Genomic DNA, 16340 nt, shown 5'->3' on the forward strand with positions numbered 1-16340 from the left:
TTCAAAATCAAGATACGTAGAGGATCTAGCTTCTGCAGGGTTTTTTCGGGCTTCCACTATCCCCGATTCGCTTGAAAAATACATAAAGCTTTTCTGTTCTACTTGATATCGTTTATTCTTCTTCAGATACTTCAACAAGCTTTTCGTCTGCTTCAACCACAGACACAACTGACTCTGAGTTTACTTCAGATTCATTTTCATTGTCAAGTTCTTTTGATAAAACTTCACGAATAACTTGGTGACTATCTTGTACATAACTTGAGAAAGGTGCTAAAATTTCTTCCCATTCTGGACTTTTGACTTGCTCTAATTGCGCTTGTAACATTACAGATAAGTTATTATGGAAGACTCTAGTTTTCTTCTTCAAATCATTTGTTTCTGTAGCTAGTTGACGAGCATTTTCAGTTGCAGCTTCAAGAATTTCTTTGGCTTTTTCTTCTGCAGTTGTCGTTAAAGCATAGGCACGTTTTTCCGCAGTTGCAACTAATTCATCTGCTTTATTTTGTGCAGAAGTCACGATAACTTCGGATTCTTTACTTGCACTAGTTTTTACTTTATCTGCTGTATCTTGAGCCACAATAATTGATTGATTTAATGCATCTTTTAATTCATTGAAGTATTCTAGTTTTTCTTCTGCATGACGAAGTGCTTTTTCTAATTCACGATTTTTTTGAACTGCATCTTCGTAATCTCTTACGATTAAATCTAGAAAATCATCTACTTCGTCTTTTTCGTACCCTCTCATTTTTACAGGGAACGTTTTATTTTGAATATCTAATGGAGTTAATGCCATTTTCATTCACCTCTTTTGATTATTTACGTAAAACACCCAATAACAAACGTATTTTTTCTTTTTTTGTTGTTCCTTCAATTCCTTGAATTTGAATTCTTCCAAATCCGCGGACAGAAATAATATCCAGAATATCCAACATAAAATCAGGACGTATATTTTCCGTCCAGTTGATTTTAATCTTTCCGGATTCAATCAATTGTTTTGAGCGCTGACGAGAAATATTAAAAACACTTGAAATAACTGTATCTAAGCGTAAAGAACTCACAGTTGTTCGTTCTTCTGTCCATCCATCTTTAGGGATCAAAATTTTGGTATAATCTTGTTTTTTCAAACGAACAGTCACATTTCCCATTTTTGTAACTTGCATTTCCACATAATTATGGACTTCTTCTGCCACAAAAACTTGCCAATTTTCACCATCGGAAATAATATCCCCAAACATTTCACGTTTTACTCCAGAACCGACCAGCGTTCCCAGTACTTTACCGTGACTCAAATTTGTGAACTTTTTCGGATAATTAATATCGTATAATACGATATCAAATTCATCTTGAGTGGGTTGGTAGTAATCAGGAAAAACTAGGCAACGTGTTCTTTCTGCCGCCTCATACCCACCGAAAAATTGAAATTTTAAATCTGTATTTTGCCTGACAAGTGTTTCTAAAATATACGCTTGTCTTGGATCCAAAAATTCTGTAAGTAAAGGTGCATATTGCATCGTTACTTGTTCAATCCAATCTTCTACAGTATCAATAAAAGGACGTTCATCGGGTCGAAAATGCTGATATACATTCGCATTCATCGATTTCCCCTCCATTATAGAAGCATAAAAATGATTCTAAACAATGCTCTTGATGCTAATTGTAAAACCAGAATAGCAAACGCAATATTAAAGTTCATCATCCCAATTGATAAATTAAGATGATCAAACAAACTCAAATATGGTTCACATACTTTACTTAGAAATTTCCCAAAAGATGATTGGTATCCTCCTGGAAACCAAGACATCAAAGCATAAACTACTAATAAAACTGTGTACAGATAGACTGCTCTATCCAATAATTGTATCAGATTGACTAAAAAGATAGGCTTATCCTCCTCTTATGATTATACATCGAAAAAGTTGCTATCCACTAAAGATTGTGCCGTACCATCGATTTCAATTCCTTTTGGTGTGCATAAGAAAATCTCATCAGCAACTCGTTTGATATCCCCATCTTCAGCGTACACTGTTCCAGTTAGAAAATCAACGATTCTACGTGCTTGATGCTCTTCAATTAAATGAAAATTAACAAGTACTGATTCTCCACTCATAACATGCTTGGCAATATTCATTGCTTCTGAATACACTCTAGGTTGAATAATCATTATTTTATTTGTGATTGATGTGGCTGTAGCTGTTTGTTTATTATTAGAAGATTTCATTGCAATAACCTTTTCACGTGTTGACTGTGTTTGTGATTCCGGTCTAGCTACACGTTGCTGTTCTGTCCGTTGACGAGTAGGGTCAGCCATTGGTCTACTTACCGTCTCCTTAGCAACTGTATTTTGAACTGGTTGCTCTCTTCTAGGACTAAAAGTGGATCGTTCTTGTGATTGTGAAACTGGTCGTTGTACTCTAGGTTGAGGCTGAACGACTGGTTCTTCAAAATATTCTTCATCTTCTAGTCCAAAAAAAGTTTGTACTTTTGCGAAAATTGACATGGGTTAGCCCCCCCTTTACTCTTTAAATAATGCTGTTCCAATTCTTACGAAGGTCGCACCCTCTTGAATGGCTATCGAAAAATCATTTGACATTCCCATACTAGTTTCTTTACAAGGTGCATAAGGTAAATTTTTAATTGCTATTTTTTCTTGAAGCTCTTTTAAGCGAGCAAACACATGGTGTTGTTCACTTACTGTTGAGTCATATGGAGCCATTGTCATTAATCCAACAATAACGATTTGGTCCAACGTCCCTATTTCTTCAATAAAACTCTCTAATTCATTAGGAGTAATTCCTTGTTTACTTATCTCGCCTGAGACATTGACCTCAACAAAACATTTAATTTTTTTGTTTGCACGTTTTTGGATTTCATTTGCTAATTTCAGACTATCTAGTGCATGAAAATAGTCAATTTCATTTATAACTGATTTTACCTTTCTCCGTTGCAAATTACCAATAAAATGCCAAGAAACATTAGAAATATCAGCCATTCTTTCTTTTTTTTCTAAGAATTTTTCCATTCTATTTTCTGCTAAATGGGTCACTCCTTGATTGACTAACTCCATGGTGGTCTCAAAATCCACAGTTTTGGTGACAGCAATCAAAGTTACTTCTTCTCGCTGACGAGAAACAAGAGCACAAGAATCCCGCAGCTCTTGCTCTATCTCTCGCAAGTTCTCAGAAATCATGTACTCTGTCCCCCTCTTTATCTTTTACGACGGAAAAACGGTGGTGTGTTTAATTCATCGTCATTTGGTTTTGATTCTTCACGGTTGAAAGTATCAAACTCCTTTTTCTCGATAGATTCAAACTGAGGTTCTTCCACTCTTTGTCGTACATTTTGTTCTTTACGAATATCCCAATCACCAAAAGCCGTTGTATCTTCAGTTTGAGCAGGTTTTACTTGATCCATTTCAAAAACTGGCTTTTGTTGGGGTGTTTGTACTTGGTTTTGACGAGCACGTGAAGATCTGTTTTCACGCTTTGATGGGTCAATTCCAGTTGCAATAACTGTTACACGAATTTCATCTCCAAGTTCTTCATTGATTGAAGTACCTAAAATGATATTCACATCACCAGCAGCTGCACTAGCAACAATATCAGAAGCATCTTGTGCTTCAAACAATGTCATATCTAATCCACCCGTGATATTTAACAATACTTGCTCTGCACCATCGATAGAAGTTTCTAACAATGGAGAAGAGATTGCTTTTTTCGTTGCTTCGATGACACGTTCTTCACCACTAGCAACACCAATTCCCATTAAGGCAGTTCCTTTATTTTCCATTACTGTTTTCACATCAGCAAAGTCCAAGTTAACGTAACCTGGTGCAGTAATTAAATCAGAAATACCTTGAACCCCTTGTCTTAACACGTTGTCAGCTTCACGGAAAGCTTCTAACATTGGAGTTTTCTTATCAACAACTTCCAATAAACGGTTGTTAGAGATAATCAACAATGTATCCACATTTTCTTTTAATTGTGCAATACCCTCTGCAGCAAAGCGACCACGTTTTGGTCCTTCAAAAGTAAATGGACGAGTAACAACACCCACAGTTAATGCGCCTAAATCTTTTGCAATACTTGCAACGATTGGTGCAGCTCCTGTTCCTGTTCCGCCTCCCATACCAGCAGTGATAAAGACCATATCAGCGCCTTGTAAAGATTCGCGAATAAATTCTTCGCTTTCTTCGGCAGCTTTTTGACCAACTTCTGGTTGAGAACCGGCACCTAAACCACGTGTGTATTTAGGGCCTAATTGGATAACTGTTTCTGCTTTTGAATTTTTTAATGCTTGAACATCTGTATTTACGGCAATAAATTCTACGCCTTTTACGTTTTCTTCAATCATACGGTTCACAGCGTTTCCACCGCCACCGCCGACACCAATAACTTTAATTACTGCGCCGTCATTGACATTATTATCAATTGAAAATTCCATAGTTTGTATTCCTCCTGAGTTTTTTAGTCAAAAATGTTAGAGAAAAAGTTTCTAACTTTACTTGAGATTCCTTCTCCCTGTTCTTCTGAAGCTGGTTCTTGATAAGCAGCAGTTTCTTCTTCGTATCGAGGTTGCTCATACGTAGGTTCTTGTTGTACAGCTGCTTGTCGATCCAAATTGGCTTTTTCGCCAGTTACAGCACTTTTAGCTAATTGATAAACTTCACTTAAATTCGCTGTATAATCAACAATACTAATCACATTTGTGAAGACTGGATTACGTAATCCCATATGATTTGGTACATGAAGTTTTACATTCACTCCAAAGACATCCTGTGCTAAATCTACTACACCAGGAAGACTTGCTGCTCCACCTGTCAACACGACACCACCAGGTAAATCTAAAGCTTCAATATCATCTAGAACATCTTTGACTTTTCCAAAGATTTGATCCATACGAGCTTCAATGACTTCTGATAAGTAACGCTCATCAATTTTAACTGGTTCAGATTTCCCGATTACATCAACTGGAAATTCTTCGCTTGCTGATGTTCTTCCTGGATAAGCATCACCGTAATTGATTTTTAGTGCTTCTGCATTATTGAAAGATGTATTCAAAACTGTAGAGATATCTTTTGTAACGAATTCTCCACCTTCTTGATTTACATGAGTAAATTTCAATTGTTTGTCATGCATCACAGCAACAGTTGTTTGTCCACCACCGATATCAATGACTGTTGTTCCAAAATCTTTTTCACCATCAGATAAAATAGTTTCTGTCAGTGCAAGTGGTGTAATAACCATTTCATTTAATTGTAAGCCTGCTTTTTCCACACACTTACGAATATTGTGGATGATTGTTTTCGGACCAGTATAGACTAATCCTAACATTTCTAAACGAACACCAATCATTCCACGAGGATCTTTAATTCCTTCAAATCCATCTACTGTAAATTCCTGAGGCATAATTGTAATAATTTGTCTTTCAGGTGGAATAGAACGAACCAATGCTGCAGAAGCGACATTACGAACATCTTCATTCGTAATTTCTTTTGATTCGCTACTAACTGCAATCATCCCTTGGCAATTTTCAACTTCTAAAAGATTTGCTGGGACACCAACATTGACGTTTCGAATTTGAATACCTGCTTTTTCTTCTGCTTGACGAACCGCTCTTTGAATTGCTTGAACTGTTTTGTCAATATCTACAACGATTCCACGATTAATTCCTTCTGATTTAGCGTTTCCTACACCAATAATGTTCATTTGGCTTTCTACGTATTCAGCTACAACCACTTTTACTGATGTTGTGCCGATGTCTAGGCCAACATACATTCCTGTTTTTGCCATGGATGGGGTTCCCTCCTACCTTAGTTTCCATATACCTCGAACGTATTTTGTACGTATTTAGTTATATATTGAATCATTTGTTCACTGCTACCAATTTTACCATAGTTTCGCTCATTTGAGAAAGAACTTGACAAAAAATATGTGACAAAAAGATTAAAAATTTATTTCTTTCTGTTATTGAGCCTCTTCTTCTTCATTTTCAGTATTTTCCGTGCTTGAATCAACACTTGAATATGGATAAGTAAATATACCAACTTCCATATCTACCACGCCTTTTTCATTCAACTCTTTAGCAACTTGAGGATAATACTGCATCTGGCTAGCCAAATTACTAATATTTACAATTACTTGGTTGCCGTCATTCATAAACAGATTTAATAGTTGATTATTTGTTTCTGTTCCAGCAAACTTCACTTGTGAAATTCCTTTTTGAATTTCCGAAGAAAGTTGGTTATAGGCTTCTAAAGTTTCTAAGATTTTCTTTTCACTGGTAAAGCTTTCCATGATTACTTTTTCTTGATCTCCATTACTCTGTGGTTCATCAATAATTTTTCCGTTATCCAAAATAGGTAAATATTGATTTCCACGAACCAACAATGCCACTTCTTCATGTTCAGCAATTGTAATCTCTAACTTATTCAAGCGAGTTACACGTATGCTTACTGTCTTTACCCGAGGCGATTGCTCTTTTATATTCTGAATCGCGATATCTCGATTAAAATATTGTGGCCAAATTTGTTCATCAATTTGTAAGCCAGAAGTTTCAAAAATGAAGCCTGAATCAACTTTTTGGTTTCCCTCAATAAGTACTTCCGACAATTTATTCAATGGTGAAATATAATACAAAGTGGCCAAAATTGGGACTATAAATAAACTTGTAATTAAAATTAGTTGTCGAATTAATTTTTTATTTCGATATTCTTTTAATTTAGGGAGACGATCCGCAAAAGAAATTCGTTTTGTATCATTAGAAACATCCACCTTTGGTTCAACTTCTTCTGAATCCACCGATTCTTCTAATTCTTCTATTTCTTCCGAATCGAATAGTTCTTCCTGTTCATTTTCTTCCAATATTTTTTGTTCATTTTTTTCTAAGTATAGTCGATGTTCTCTTTGCCAAGGAGTTAAATTCTCATCTTGTTCCGGCGTATTTGAACCTTCTTTCGTACTAATAACAGTCGCCTCCTTTCATTTTTTAGATTAGATTTGTTACAAGTTTAAACAAACGTTCAGAAGCATCTGGAATCCCTTGTCCTTTCGATGCATCCGCCATCTCTTGACGTAGTGTTTCATTATCCATGATTTCATCAACTGCAGCAACTAATTTTTCTGCAGTTAATTGATTATCTGCTATCATCTTGACAGCCCCTGCGTGAACTAAACTTTCCGCATTTTTCGTTTGATGATCATTTGTTACATAAGGACTAGGAATCAAAATAGCTGGCAAACCTAAACCAGTAAATTCAGCAATAGAAGTTGCTCCCGCTCGACCAATTAATAAATCACAATTTACCATGACTTCCATCATTTGATCAATATACGGTTGAATACTAATATTTGAAAAAGCATCTTTAGTCATACCAATTGATTCTTCAATTTCTTGATAATATCTTTCCCCAGAAGCATATAAAACTTGATAGTCTTTTTTGGAGAATTCGGGGATAGCTTCAATCACTGCTTGATTAATTTTTAATGCTCCCTGACTTCCTCCAAAAATTAAGACCGTTTTTACATTAGGTTTCAAATTGTATTCTGATAAAATTGTTGATTCTTTTATGCCGACAACTTCCTGTGCTCTAGGATTTCCCACTAAAACTGTTTTATTTTTAGGAAAATATTTTTCTGCATCTTTAAAAGCCACAGCTACTTTATCAACATATCTAGCTAAAAATTTATTGGTAATTCCAGGAACACTGTTTTGTTCATGAACAATTGTAGGAATGTTCATCTTAGCTGCCGCGTAAACAACCGCTCCGGATACATACCCCCCAGTACCTATTACCACGTCTGGTTGAAATTCTTTTAAAATCTTTTTGGCGCTACTAATACTTTTTAAAAATAATTGAATCGTTTTTAGATTATCTAAACTTAAGCTTCTTTTAAATCCTTGGATTTCTAATGTTTTAAAAGGGATGTCTGTCGTAGGTAGAATCTTATTTTCCAAGCCTCTAGTTGCTCCAACATACAAAAAACTAGAATTAGGCACAGTTTCTTGTACGTATTTAACAAATGCTAAAGCTGGATAAATATGTCCTCCCGTTCCCCCACCGGTGACTAAAACTTTCATTGTGTTTCCCTCGTTCTTTTTTATTTTTTCAATGCTTGAATCGCAGCGATATAACGTTCGCCTCGAACTTCGAAATTAGGGTACTGATCCCAACTCGCATTAGCTGGAGACAATAAAATTGTGTCTCCTTCTTCACCTAATTCAAAAGCAATGGGTACGGCAGTCTCTACATTTTCAGTTAAGCGAATAGTTGTGATTCCTGCTTCTTTAGCCGCTTCTTCTAATTTATATTTGGTTTCGCCAAATAAAATGATCGCTTTTATTCCCTCTAAAGAAGGAACTAATTCGTCAAAGCCATTTCCACGATCTAACCCACCTGCTAATAAGATTAGTTTGGAATGGTCAAAACCACCTAACGCCATCTCAGTAGCTAAACTATTGGTCGCTTTAGAATCGTTGAAGAAAGTGACCCCCGCTATTTTTTCAACATATTGGGTTCGATGAGGTACACCTGAAAATTGTTTTAATGCTTGTGCGATAGCCTCTTTTTCAATACCCCATACTCTCGCCACTGCAATAGCAGCTAAGGCATTTTCAATATTATGATTTCCTGGTACACCCAACTCAGTGGCAGATAGGATAAATTCATTTTTAAAATACAAGTTTCCATCTAAGAGATAAGCGCCATCCACTTGTCCATTCGTTGAAAAAGGAATGATTTTTGCTTTGGTTGTCTCAGCTAATTTTTGTACTTCCTCTTGATTCCAGTTTAACACGATAGAATCTTCTTCTGTCATATTTTCTTGAATATGCCATTTTGCGCCTACATATTCTTCACGAGTCCCATGATAGTCCAAATGAGCCTCATACAAGTTAGTTATGACAGCTATTTTAGGATGGAAAGTCTCGATTCCCATTAACTGAAAACTAGATAGTTCCATAACCAAGCAGTCCTTTTTCGAGACTTCTTGAGCGACCGAACTAGCTGGAAAACCGATATTTCCAGAAAGATATGCTTTGCCTTCAGAAAGACCTGTGTTAAGTATTCGTTCAATCATTGTGGTGGTAGTGGTTTTACCATTTGTACCAGTAATTCCAATGATTGGCGCTTCTGATATTTGATAAGCTAATTCCACTTCAGTTAGGACAGGAATTTTTTTCTCCAAAGCTTTTTGCACTAATGGCTGAGAATAAGGAATTCCCGGATTTTTAACAATCAAAGAAAAATCTTCATCCAATAATTCAATTGGATGACTTCCTGTGACCACTTTTACACCTAAAGCTAGTAAATCTTGTGCTTCTGGATTATCTTCAAAGGGTTTTCCGTCATTAACCGTAACAAGTGCGCCCAAATCATGTAACAATTTGGCCGCACTAAATCCGCTTTTTGCTAATCCTAAAACTAGAATTTTTTTATTTTTATAATCAACAATTTTTTTCATTGCGTTCATCTCCCACGGATTATCTGTTAAATACTATATTTTATAGAAAATAAATGAATAAGGTTACGGCTGAACAAATCAAAGCAACTAACCAAAAAACACTATCAATTTTCCATTCAGTCCATCCACTTATTTCAAAATGGTGATGAATCGGAGACATCTTGAAAATTCGTTTTCCAGTTAATTTGAATGAAGTCACTTGTAGAATAACACTAGCTGTCTCAATTACATAAACCAACCCGATTAATAACAACGTCCATTCTTGTTTTAATAAAATAGAAATAGCTGCTAATAATCCGCCCAAAGCTAGTGAACCCACATCACCCATAAAAATTTTGGCTGGTTTATGATTAAAAATAAAGAAACCAACTAATCCGCCAATCACACTTAGACATAAAATAAGTACGTCAATTTGATTTTGATGCCATGCAATAATTGCGTAGGTCCCAAAGGAAATCGTTGCTAGACCTGAAACAAGACCGTCAATACCATCCGTCAAATTAACTGCATTAGAAAATCCAACTAACCAAAATAAAGCAAACACTCCATATAGGTAGGAAAGAGGTAAAGAATACCCAAAAATATTTAACACATTTTGGTTTCCTTCAATTAAATACACGATGTAAAAAATTATCCCACCGACAATTTGCCCAATTAGCTTTTGTAAAGAAGTTAACCCCATATTGCGTTTCTTAAAGATTTTAATAAAATCATCTAAAAAACCCAATGTGCCATATAGCATCAAAATAAACAAAAGAATCAAGATGGATGGCGTCAGTTGATTTTGCCAAACACCTACCCAAATTGCAGTAATAATTGAAGCTACTAAGAAAACTAAACCGCCCATGGTTGGAGTACCCGCTTTAACATTGTGCCATTCAGGTCCCTCTTCACGAATTTCTTGCCCATATTTCTTCATTTGAAAATACGCAATAAATTTAGGCATAGTAGTAACCGTTATTGCAAAACTACTGGCAATCGGTAAAATCATTTTTGTCCATTCCATAGTTGTTCTCCTCTTCAATTTAGGGATTTCATTTTTAATAAAACAAAATCCATATCATCATTAATTTCCGTCTAAAGTGAAGGTGATCGCCTCATCGGTGATCAATTCGTAAGGTTCGATGTTTTGACCCACACAGTACCCTTCACCTTCAAATAAAACTTCTATATTTAGTAATTCACCAAATTTCACCAAGTCAGCTTTAGACCACCCAGTCAAATCTGGCATATAGTATTGCTCACTATCTGTTAATAAAATTAAACGCGTACCTGGCATCACCTGTCGACCATTAGGTGTTGATTGACTTTTAATTAACTCTCCATCTCCAACAACAGTCACAGCTAAACCTCTTCGATTGGCATCCTCTGCTGCTGCAGTCGTTTCTAAGTTACGATAGTCTTGGATTGAAACCATTTCAGTACTAACTTCTGATGTCTGTTCAATCATATCCACATCGTATAAATCCATCGCTCGTTTCATTAACGGATTAGCAATCATTTGAAAAATCCGGCTAGCCACTTGCTCTTGAGGTCGTTTTAAAGTTATATATAAAATGTATTCTGGATCCTCTGAAGGAAACATAGAAACGACTGAGTAAAGATAATCGTTCTCTGAATAGTTACCATCACTCGCCATTTCGGCTGTTCCTGTTTTTACTGAAATATTGTAATCTGGTAGTTCATAAACTCCATAAGCTGTTCCATAAGATTCGCTTTCTACAGTATCTCGCATATATTCTCGCACAGTTTTTGCAGCTTCAGCTGAGATTGGATTTCCGACAACTTCCGTTTGAGTAACTAATTCTTCTCCAGTTGTTGGATTCACAATTTTTTTAACAAATTGTGGTTTCACCATCACACCATCGTTTCCAATAGCTGTCATTGCTTGAAGCATTTGAAATTGAGATACACCTATAGCTTGACCAAATGACGTCATCGATCTACTAACAATATTATCCTCTGGTAAGTTCCCTGTATGTTCAGACCACAAGCCTGAATAGGTACTACGACCAAAACCAAACTCTTCTAAATATCTTTGCCAACGTTCTGGCATTTTTTGTTCTAACTTAACCATTCCAATATTACTTGACCAAGACAATGCGTTGCGCATACTTAAAGTAGCGTGAGTTGCTCCTAAATCCCAATCATTAATCGGTGTATCTATGACCATTAATTCTTGCGTACTATATGTTTCATTCGGATTAAATACACCTTGATCAATCGCAGCTGCTACAGTGAACATTTTCATCGTTGATCCAGGTTCATAACTATCCTCGATGAAAAGATTTTGCCATAAAAAATTTTCCTCGCTGAATCCTTCTTCTTTAGACTCTGGGTTAAAAGTTGGTCGTTGAGACATCGCCACAATTTCTCCCGTTTTTGCTTTCATCATAACCATGGTTAAATCTTCAGCTTCTGTCTCTTCCCATGCCTCATCCATCAAAGCTTCCGAATAGTTTTGTAAACGACTATCAAGCGTTGTATAGATATCTTGTCCATCTTCTGCTGGGTCTGACTCAGCAACCGTCCCTGGTAAAGGATTTTGATAACGGTCTTTTTGGAAAATCACTTTGCCGTCTTTCCCTCGTAACACATCTTCATAGGCTTGTTCAATCCCCATTTTACCAATTAGTTCTTCGCGTTTAGTCTCTTCGTCCACTTCAACATCGGCATATCCAATTAAATGTGAAGAGAAAACCCCATTTGGATATATTCTTGAAGGATGGTCATCAAAATACAGTCCTGCAATTTCTCTTTGATCCATTGCTTCTTGAATAGCTTGACTTTCCTGTAAAGTGATGTTACGGGCATTTGGTATGTTTACCTGCCACAATTGATCTTCTGCACCTTGTTGTAAAACGGCTAGAATACTTTTTTTATCCGCACGTTCACCTAAAACGTCCACGATAATATCAGCTAAAGTATTAAAATTTTCTTCTTCTGCATATAAGTTTTTTTGATTATCGCCACTACCAGTTACATAAGATTCATTTAAAACAGCGTAAAGGGTATATGAAGTGGCATCTTCGGTAATAGCTACACCATTACGGTCGTAAATGCCGCCACGTTTCGCATTGACAATCTGACTACCTTGGTATAAGTTTTGTGTTCTAACTTCTAATGATTCTCCTGCAACTTGTCCCACAATGACAATATAGCTCAATCGCGCGACAAACAAAAAGAACAATCCAATACTCGTAGTAAAGAGAATAATTCCTACTTTTTTGCGATTGTTCATTGTAGATAAATTTTTCTTTTTTAAGTACTGCTTGAATTTTTCTATTGTTCGCATTTACTTCTTCACTTTCCTTAAATTATCACTATTTACGGATAATCCTTTGTCTTCAGCAATTTGTTGAATTCTTTCATTTCTTGAAAGTTCATTTCGTTCTTGTTCTAATTGAACGATTTCTGCTTCGTTTGCAGTGACCTCATTTTGAAGAATAGAAATATCATTTTCCAATTGACTGATATTGGTTCGCAAACTAATCATTGATAATCCTAAAATGATTAATAGACCTACCAATGAGGTAGCAATAATTTTTTCTATCCGAGTAATTCGGTTCAGCTTACGTGCTGGAGATAAAGGAACAACTACAACATTTGGGCGTTCAGGAGTATAAGCCGGCTCATTACCGATAGATGAAATCGTCTCTTCTTCTATTTCATATGGAATATCATTTACTTTCAATTCTGCCATCTGCTTTACTCCTTTCCTTTAACTTTCTCAGCAATCCGCAATTTTGCACTGCGAGATCGATTGTTTTCTGATAATTCTTCTTCAGACGGAAGAATTGGTTTTCTTGTAATTACTTTCAATTCTGGTTGAAATTCTTCCGGAATAATTGGTAAGCCCGGTGGTAAATCTTTCATCGTGCTGTACTCTTTAAACATACTTTTCACAATACGATCTTCTAAAGAATGGAAAGTAATCACACTGATTCTTCCATCTTTATCCAATAGATCAATTGCTTGCTCTAAAGAGTCTTCTACCACACCCAACTCATCATTAACTGCAATTCGAATCGCTTGGAAGACACGTTTGGCAGGATGTCCGCCCTTACGTCTTGCCGGTGCGGGAATTGCCGTTTTGATTACTTCTACCAACTCAGCAGTTGTTCGGATTGGATTTACTTGGCGTACACGTTCAATTTCTCTAGCTATCTGCTTAGAAAATTTTTCTTCTCCGTATCGAAAGAAAATTTTCACTAGTTCATGATATTCATAGTCATTTACTACTTCATAAGCAGACAAAGGTGCTGACTGATCCATACGCATATCTAACGGTGCATCTTGATGATAACTAAAACCACGTTCAGCTTCATCTAACTGCGGTGAGGAAACACCTAGGTCATAAATAATTCCATCCACCTCGGTAATACCTAATTGATTTAATTCTTCTTTTAAATGTCTAAAATTTCTTTTAATAAAGGTCACTTGACCTCGGTCAACAAAGGCGGCTAAGCGTTCACTAGCAAAATCAATAGCTCTTTGATCTTGGTCAAAGGCATATAAGTGTCCGTCTTCGTTAAGTTGTTGCAATATATATTCACTATGACCTGCCCCACCAAGAGTACAGTCCACGTAAACCCCATTAGGTTTGATGTTCAAACCATCAACCGTTTCTTTTTTCATTACGGTATAATGTTGAAACACTGCCATTTGTTTGCCTCTTTCTATAAGCCAAAATCAATCATTGTTTCAGCTATCTCATCAAAATTCTCTTCAGCTTCATTTGAAAATTCATTCCATCGTTCTTCATCCCAAATCTCAATTCGATTTGAAACACCAATAATCACACAGCTTTTTTGTAAATTCGCATGATTACGTAAAGTGTTTGGAATGTTAATTCTTCCTTGTTTATCAATTTCACATTCAGTGGCAGCGGAATAAAAGAAACGAACAAACGTCCTTGCATCTTTCTTAGCAAGGGGCATTTCATTTAACTTTCCTTCTAATTTTTCCCATTCAGGTAAAGGGTAACCAAATAAACAGCCATCTAACCCTCGTGTCACCACAAACTTTTCACCGAGTTTTTCTCGAAGTTTGGATGGTACGATAAGTCGGCCTTTTGCATCGATTGAATGTTGAAATTCTCCCATAAACATCGACAAACCCCTCCAGTCGCCACCTGATAAACACAGTCTACCACAATCCCCCACTTTCTACCACAATTTATATAGAAATAGGATTCAAGTTTTTTGACTTTTTTTTACCTTTAGCGAATGACAGGGATTCCACAGCTTTTAAAAGTTTTTTAAAAAACTTTAAGATGAAATTTGACGCACTTTATAAAAAACTCACAACAATCAAAACAGCATATAATAACACGGTTAAGAGGAACACTGAGCGCCAATACATTTTTAAATATCTTCCATATTTGATTTCATCATAAAAATAAGCTTGAAAGAATGCCAAGCCTATCCCTAAAGAAAATAAAGAAAGAAAGAAATACGGAATGATTGACCCCACCAAAGTCGCCTGTGATAGTTTATGTACACCATAAAGTAGTAATGGCACGGCTAAGTCTGGGGCCTTTATACGAAAACGAGTGTTCAGCGAAAATACTGAGACTAAAAATCTTGCTGCAAAAAATGCAACAACTGGGAAAATATACCAAAATAAAATCATCGGCGAAAATGTTGACATACCATTAATTCCTTTCTCTACAACTAGGATTACTATACTGTATCTTCATTACATAGATGTTTCAGTTTTCTTAAAATTTAGTGCCTTTCACCTAGGTAATAAGAAAACTTTTCCAGTTTTTCTCTCAAATGTGTTTTCTTTGGTAAAAACTATGCAGCTTTCTCACTAAAAATAAGAAAACTCTTAAAACATTCTACATTTAAGGCTTCTATTTTGAAAGTCTTTTTCTGAATTTATAAGCTTTTTATTACTATTTTCAGTCAAAACCAACTAGAAGTTAAAAGTTTCAAAACGAAATTCCAAAATCAATCCTAATGTGTAAAGAGATAAAACTTAAAATCTCTTGGAATGAATTTTTCAAAGAGAAGCCTAGTATTTTCCTCCTATTTTTTAGGTAATAACTAAATAATTGTTACTACTCACGGTAAACTTGACGCTTCATTGCGAGAGAGGCTTGCTTAGGTCAGCCAGGAACCGCTCCAAGCCTGTAGTCTCGGAGCTTTCAAGCTTCTCACGCACAGTAAGCCAATCAATTGGCAACTGCGCGTTGTTCACATTGAATTCTTGACATGGCGACAACGCAAGCCTCGCTCTTCGTTACACTGTAGGTTGATTGACAGATGTTACCTATTACATTCAGTTCTGTAATTATTTTTAATGTACGTAATTACCTATTTAACCTACAGAAATATTGACAGCTATCTAGCAACAACGAAAGCTGCGTTGTCACCTTGAAAAGGAGTCAATGTGAACTGTTTTAAATCACTACGATTGGCTTGCGTAGCAAGACAGAGTAGATGATGAAAAATACCTACTTGGTACTGTAACTTAGCGCAGCGATTAGTTACAGTTTGAAGTTTGGCAGACTGGAGACTACTGGATCCAGTTTGTCCCACGGTCGACAAAAGCAGTCTTCGTTACGTAGTGTAGCGTATGAATTAAAAAAGTAACTGTAAATAGTAACAAATAATTAGAAGAATATTTGAATTTTCGTTCTGAAGTCTTGAGTTATTTCAATTATGGTTGTACACTAACACTATCAATTAAAAAAGGATGTAGCAAAAAATGAATGAAAAGAAATCTTCAACTTTTAAACGAATCACCAAAGTAGTTATTTGGACTATGTTAATCGTAACGATTGGAACAGCCATTTTAGGTGCCCTTTCAGCATTAGGATAAAATAAAAAAACGAAGCTATGATATAAGTAATTTAAGAAACATCCGAACAGA

General features: G+C 35.9%; 17 protein-coding genes and 1 other annotated feature (1 of these 18 running past the window's edge). Of the genes, 1 reads left to right on the top strand and 16 read right to left on the bottom strand.

The genetic code is table 11. From position 1 onward, the window contains the following. Positions 1-116 (bottom strand) — a binding site (T-box leader) (it extends 99 nt beyond the left edge of the window). From AC4BBX_RS05080 to AC4BBX_RS05155, 16 genes are all read right to left on the bottom strand, one after another. Continuing rightward, on the bottom strand, positions 113-793 hold the full coding sequence (locus tag AC4BBX_RS05080) for a DivIVA domain-containing protein (RefSeq protein WP_490455362.1): 681 nt from the start codon (positions 791-793) through the stop codon (positions 113-115). It overlaps the preceding feature by 4 nt. A gap of 19 nt (positions 794-812) precedes the next feature. Next, the gene (locus AC4BBX_RS05085) at positions 813-1595 is read right to left on the bottom strand and encodes a YlmH family RNA-binding protein (RefSeq protein ID WP_490455363.1); all 783 of its coding nucleotides are present in this window, start codon (positions 1593-1595) and stop codon (positions 813-815) included. A 14-nt stretch (positions 1596-1609) separates the two neighbouring features. Beyond that, positions 1610-1852, bottom strand: coding sequence for a YggT family protein (locus AC4BBX_RS05090; RefSeq protein ID WP_490455364.1), 243 nt, complete (start codon positions 1850-1852; stop codon positions 1610-1612). Between the two features lie 48 nt (positions 1853-1900). Next, positions 1901-2497, bottom strand: a complete 597-nt coding sequence (locus AC4BBX_RS05095; protein ID WP_490455365.1) for a cell division protein SepF — start codon at positions 2495-2497, stop codon at positions 1901-1903. Between the two features lie 15 nt (positions 2498-2512). Next, the gene (locus tag AC4BBX_RS05100) at positions 2513-3187 is read right to left on the bottom strand and encodes a YggS family pyridoxal phosphate-dependent enzyme (RefSeq protein WP_490455366.1); all 675 of its coding nucleotides are present in this window, start codon (positions 3185-3187) and stop codon (positions 2513-2515) included. Positions 3188-3204: 17 nt separating this feature from the next. After that, entirely contained in the window at positions 3205-4440 is a 1236-nt protein-coding gene (ftsZ, locus tag AC4BBX_RS05105; protein ID WP_490455367.1) for a cell division protein FtsZ, read from the bottom strand. Positions 4441-4463: 23 nt separating this feature from the next. Then, positions 4464-5789: a cell division protein FtsA gene (gene ftsA / locus AC4BBX_RS05110; protein WP_490455368.1), complete on the bottom strand. Its 1326-nt coding sequence runs from the start codon at positions 5787-5789 to the stop codon at positions 4464-4466. A gap of 174 nt (positions 5790-5963) precedes the next feature. Next, the gene (locus tag AC4BBX_RS05115) at positions 5964-6860 is read right to left on the bottom strand and encodes a cell division protein FtsQ/DivIB (protein WP_490455369.1); all 897 of its coding nucleotides are present in this window, start codon (positions 6858-6860) and stop codon (positions 5964-5966) included. 124 nt (positions 6861-6984) lie between these two features. Further along, positions 6985-8076, bottom strand: coding sequence for an undecaprenyldiphospho-muramoylpentapeptide beta-N-acetylglucosaminyltransferase (gene murG, locus AC4BBX_RS05120; RefSeq protein WP_490455370.1), 1092 nt, complete (start codon positions 8074-8076; stop codon positions 6985-6987). A gap of 20 nt (positions 8077-8096) precedes the next feature. Further along, positions 8097-9458, bottom strand: a complete 1362-nt coding sequence (murD, locus tag AC4BBX_RS05125; protein WP_490455371.1) for a UDP-N-acetylmuramoyl-L-alanine--D-glutamate ligase — start codon at positions 9456-9458, stop codon at positions 8097-8099. A gap of 40 nt (positions 9459-9498) precedes the next feature. After that, positions 9499-10464 (bottom strand): phospho-N-acetylmuramoyl-pentapeptide-transferase, encoded by a 966-nt coding sequence (mraY, locus tag AC4BBX_RS05130; RefSeq protein ID WP_490455372.1) that lies wholly within the window; start codon positions 10462-10464, stop codon positions 9499-9501. 60 nt (positions 10465-10524) lie between these two features. Then, positions 10525-12753 (bottom strand): penicillin-binding transpeptidase domain-containing protein, encoded by a 2229-nt coding sequence (locus AC4BBX_RS05135; protein ID WP_490455373.1) that lies wholly within the window; start codon positions 12751-12753, stop codon positions 10525-10527. Then, positions 12754-13161: a cell division protein FtsL gene (gene ftsL, locus AC4BBX_RS05140; protein WP_490455374.1), complete on the bottom strand. Its 408-nt coding sequence runs from the start codon at positions 13159-13161 to the stop codon at positions 12754-12756. A gap of 5 nt (positions 13162-13166) precedes the next feature. After that, positions 13167-14123 carry a 16S rRNA (cytosine(1402)-N(4))-methyltransferase RsmH gene (rsmH, locus tag AC4BBX_RS05145; RefSeq protein ID WP_490455375.1) on the bottom strand — a complete coding sequence of 319 codons (957 nt, stop codon included), beginning with the start codon at positions 14121-14123 and terminating at the stop codon, positions 13167-13169. A gap of 14 nt (positions 14124-14137) precedes the next feature. Continuing rightward, on the bottom strand, positions 14138-14569 hold the full coding sequence (mraZ, locus tag AC4BBX_RS05150; protein ID WP_490455376.1) for a division/cell wall cluster transcriptional repressor MraZ: 432 nt from the start codon (positions 14567-14569) through the stop codon (positions 14138-14140). 181 nt (positions 14570-14750) lie between these two features. After that, a complete protein-coding gene (locus tag AC4BBX_RS05155; RefSeq protein ID WP_490455377.1) occupies positions 14751-15110 on the bottom strand; it encodes a DUF3397 domain-containing protein in 360 nt (119 codons plus the stop codon). A gap of 1065 nt (positions 15111-16175) precedes the next feature. On the opposite strand from AC4BBX_RS05155, the gene AC4BBX_RS05160 reads away from it, so the two are divergent. Further along, the gene (locus tag AC4BBX_RS05160) at positions 16176-16289 is read left to right on the top strand and encodes a DUF4044 domain-containing protein (RefSeq protein WP_490455378.1); all 114 of its coding nucleotides are present in this window, start codon (positions 16176-16178) and stop codon (positions 16287-16289) included. Positions 16290-16340: the final 51 nt, after the last annotated feature.

It is taken from the genome of Enterococcus sp. AMC1157 (genome assembly GCF_058216555.1).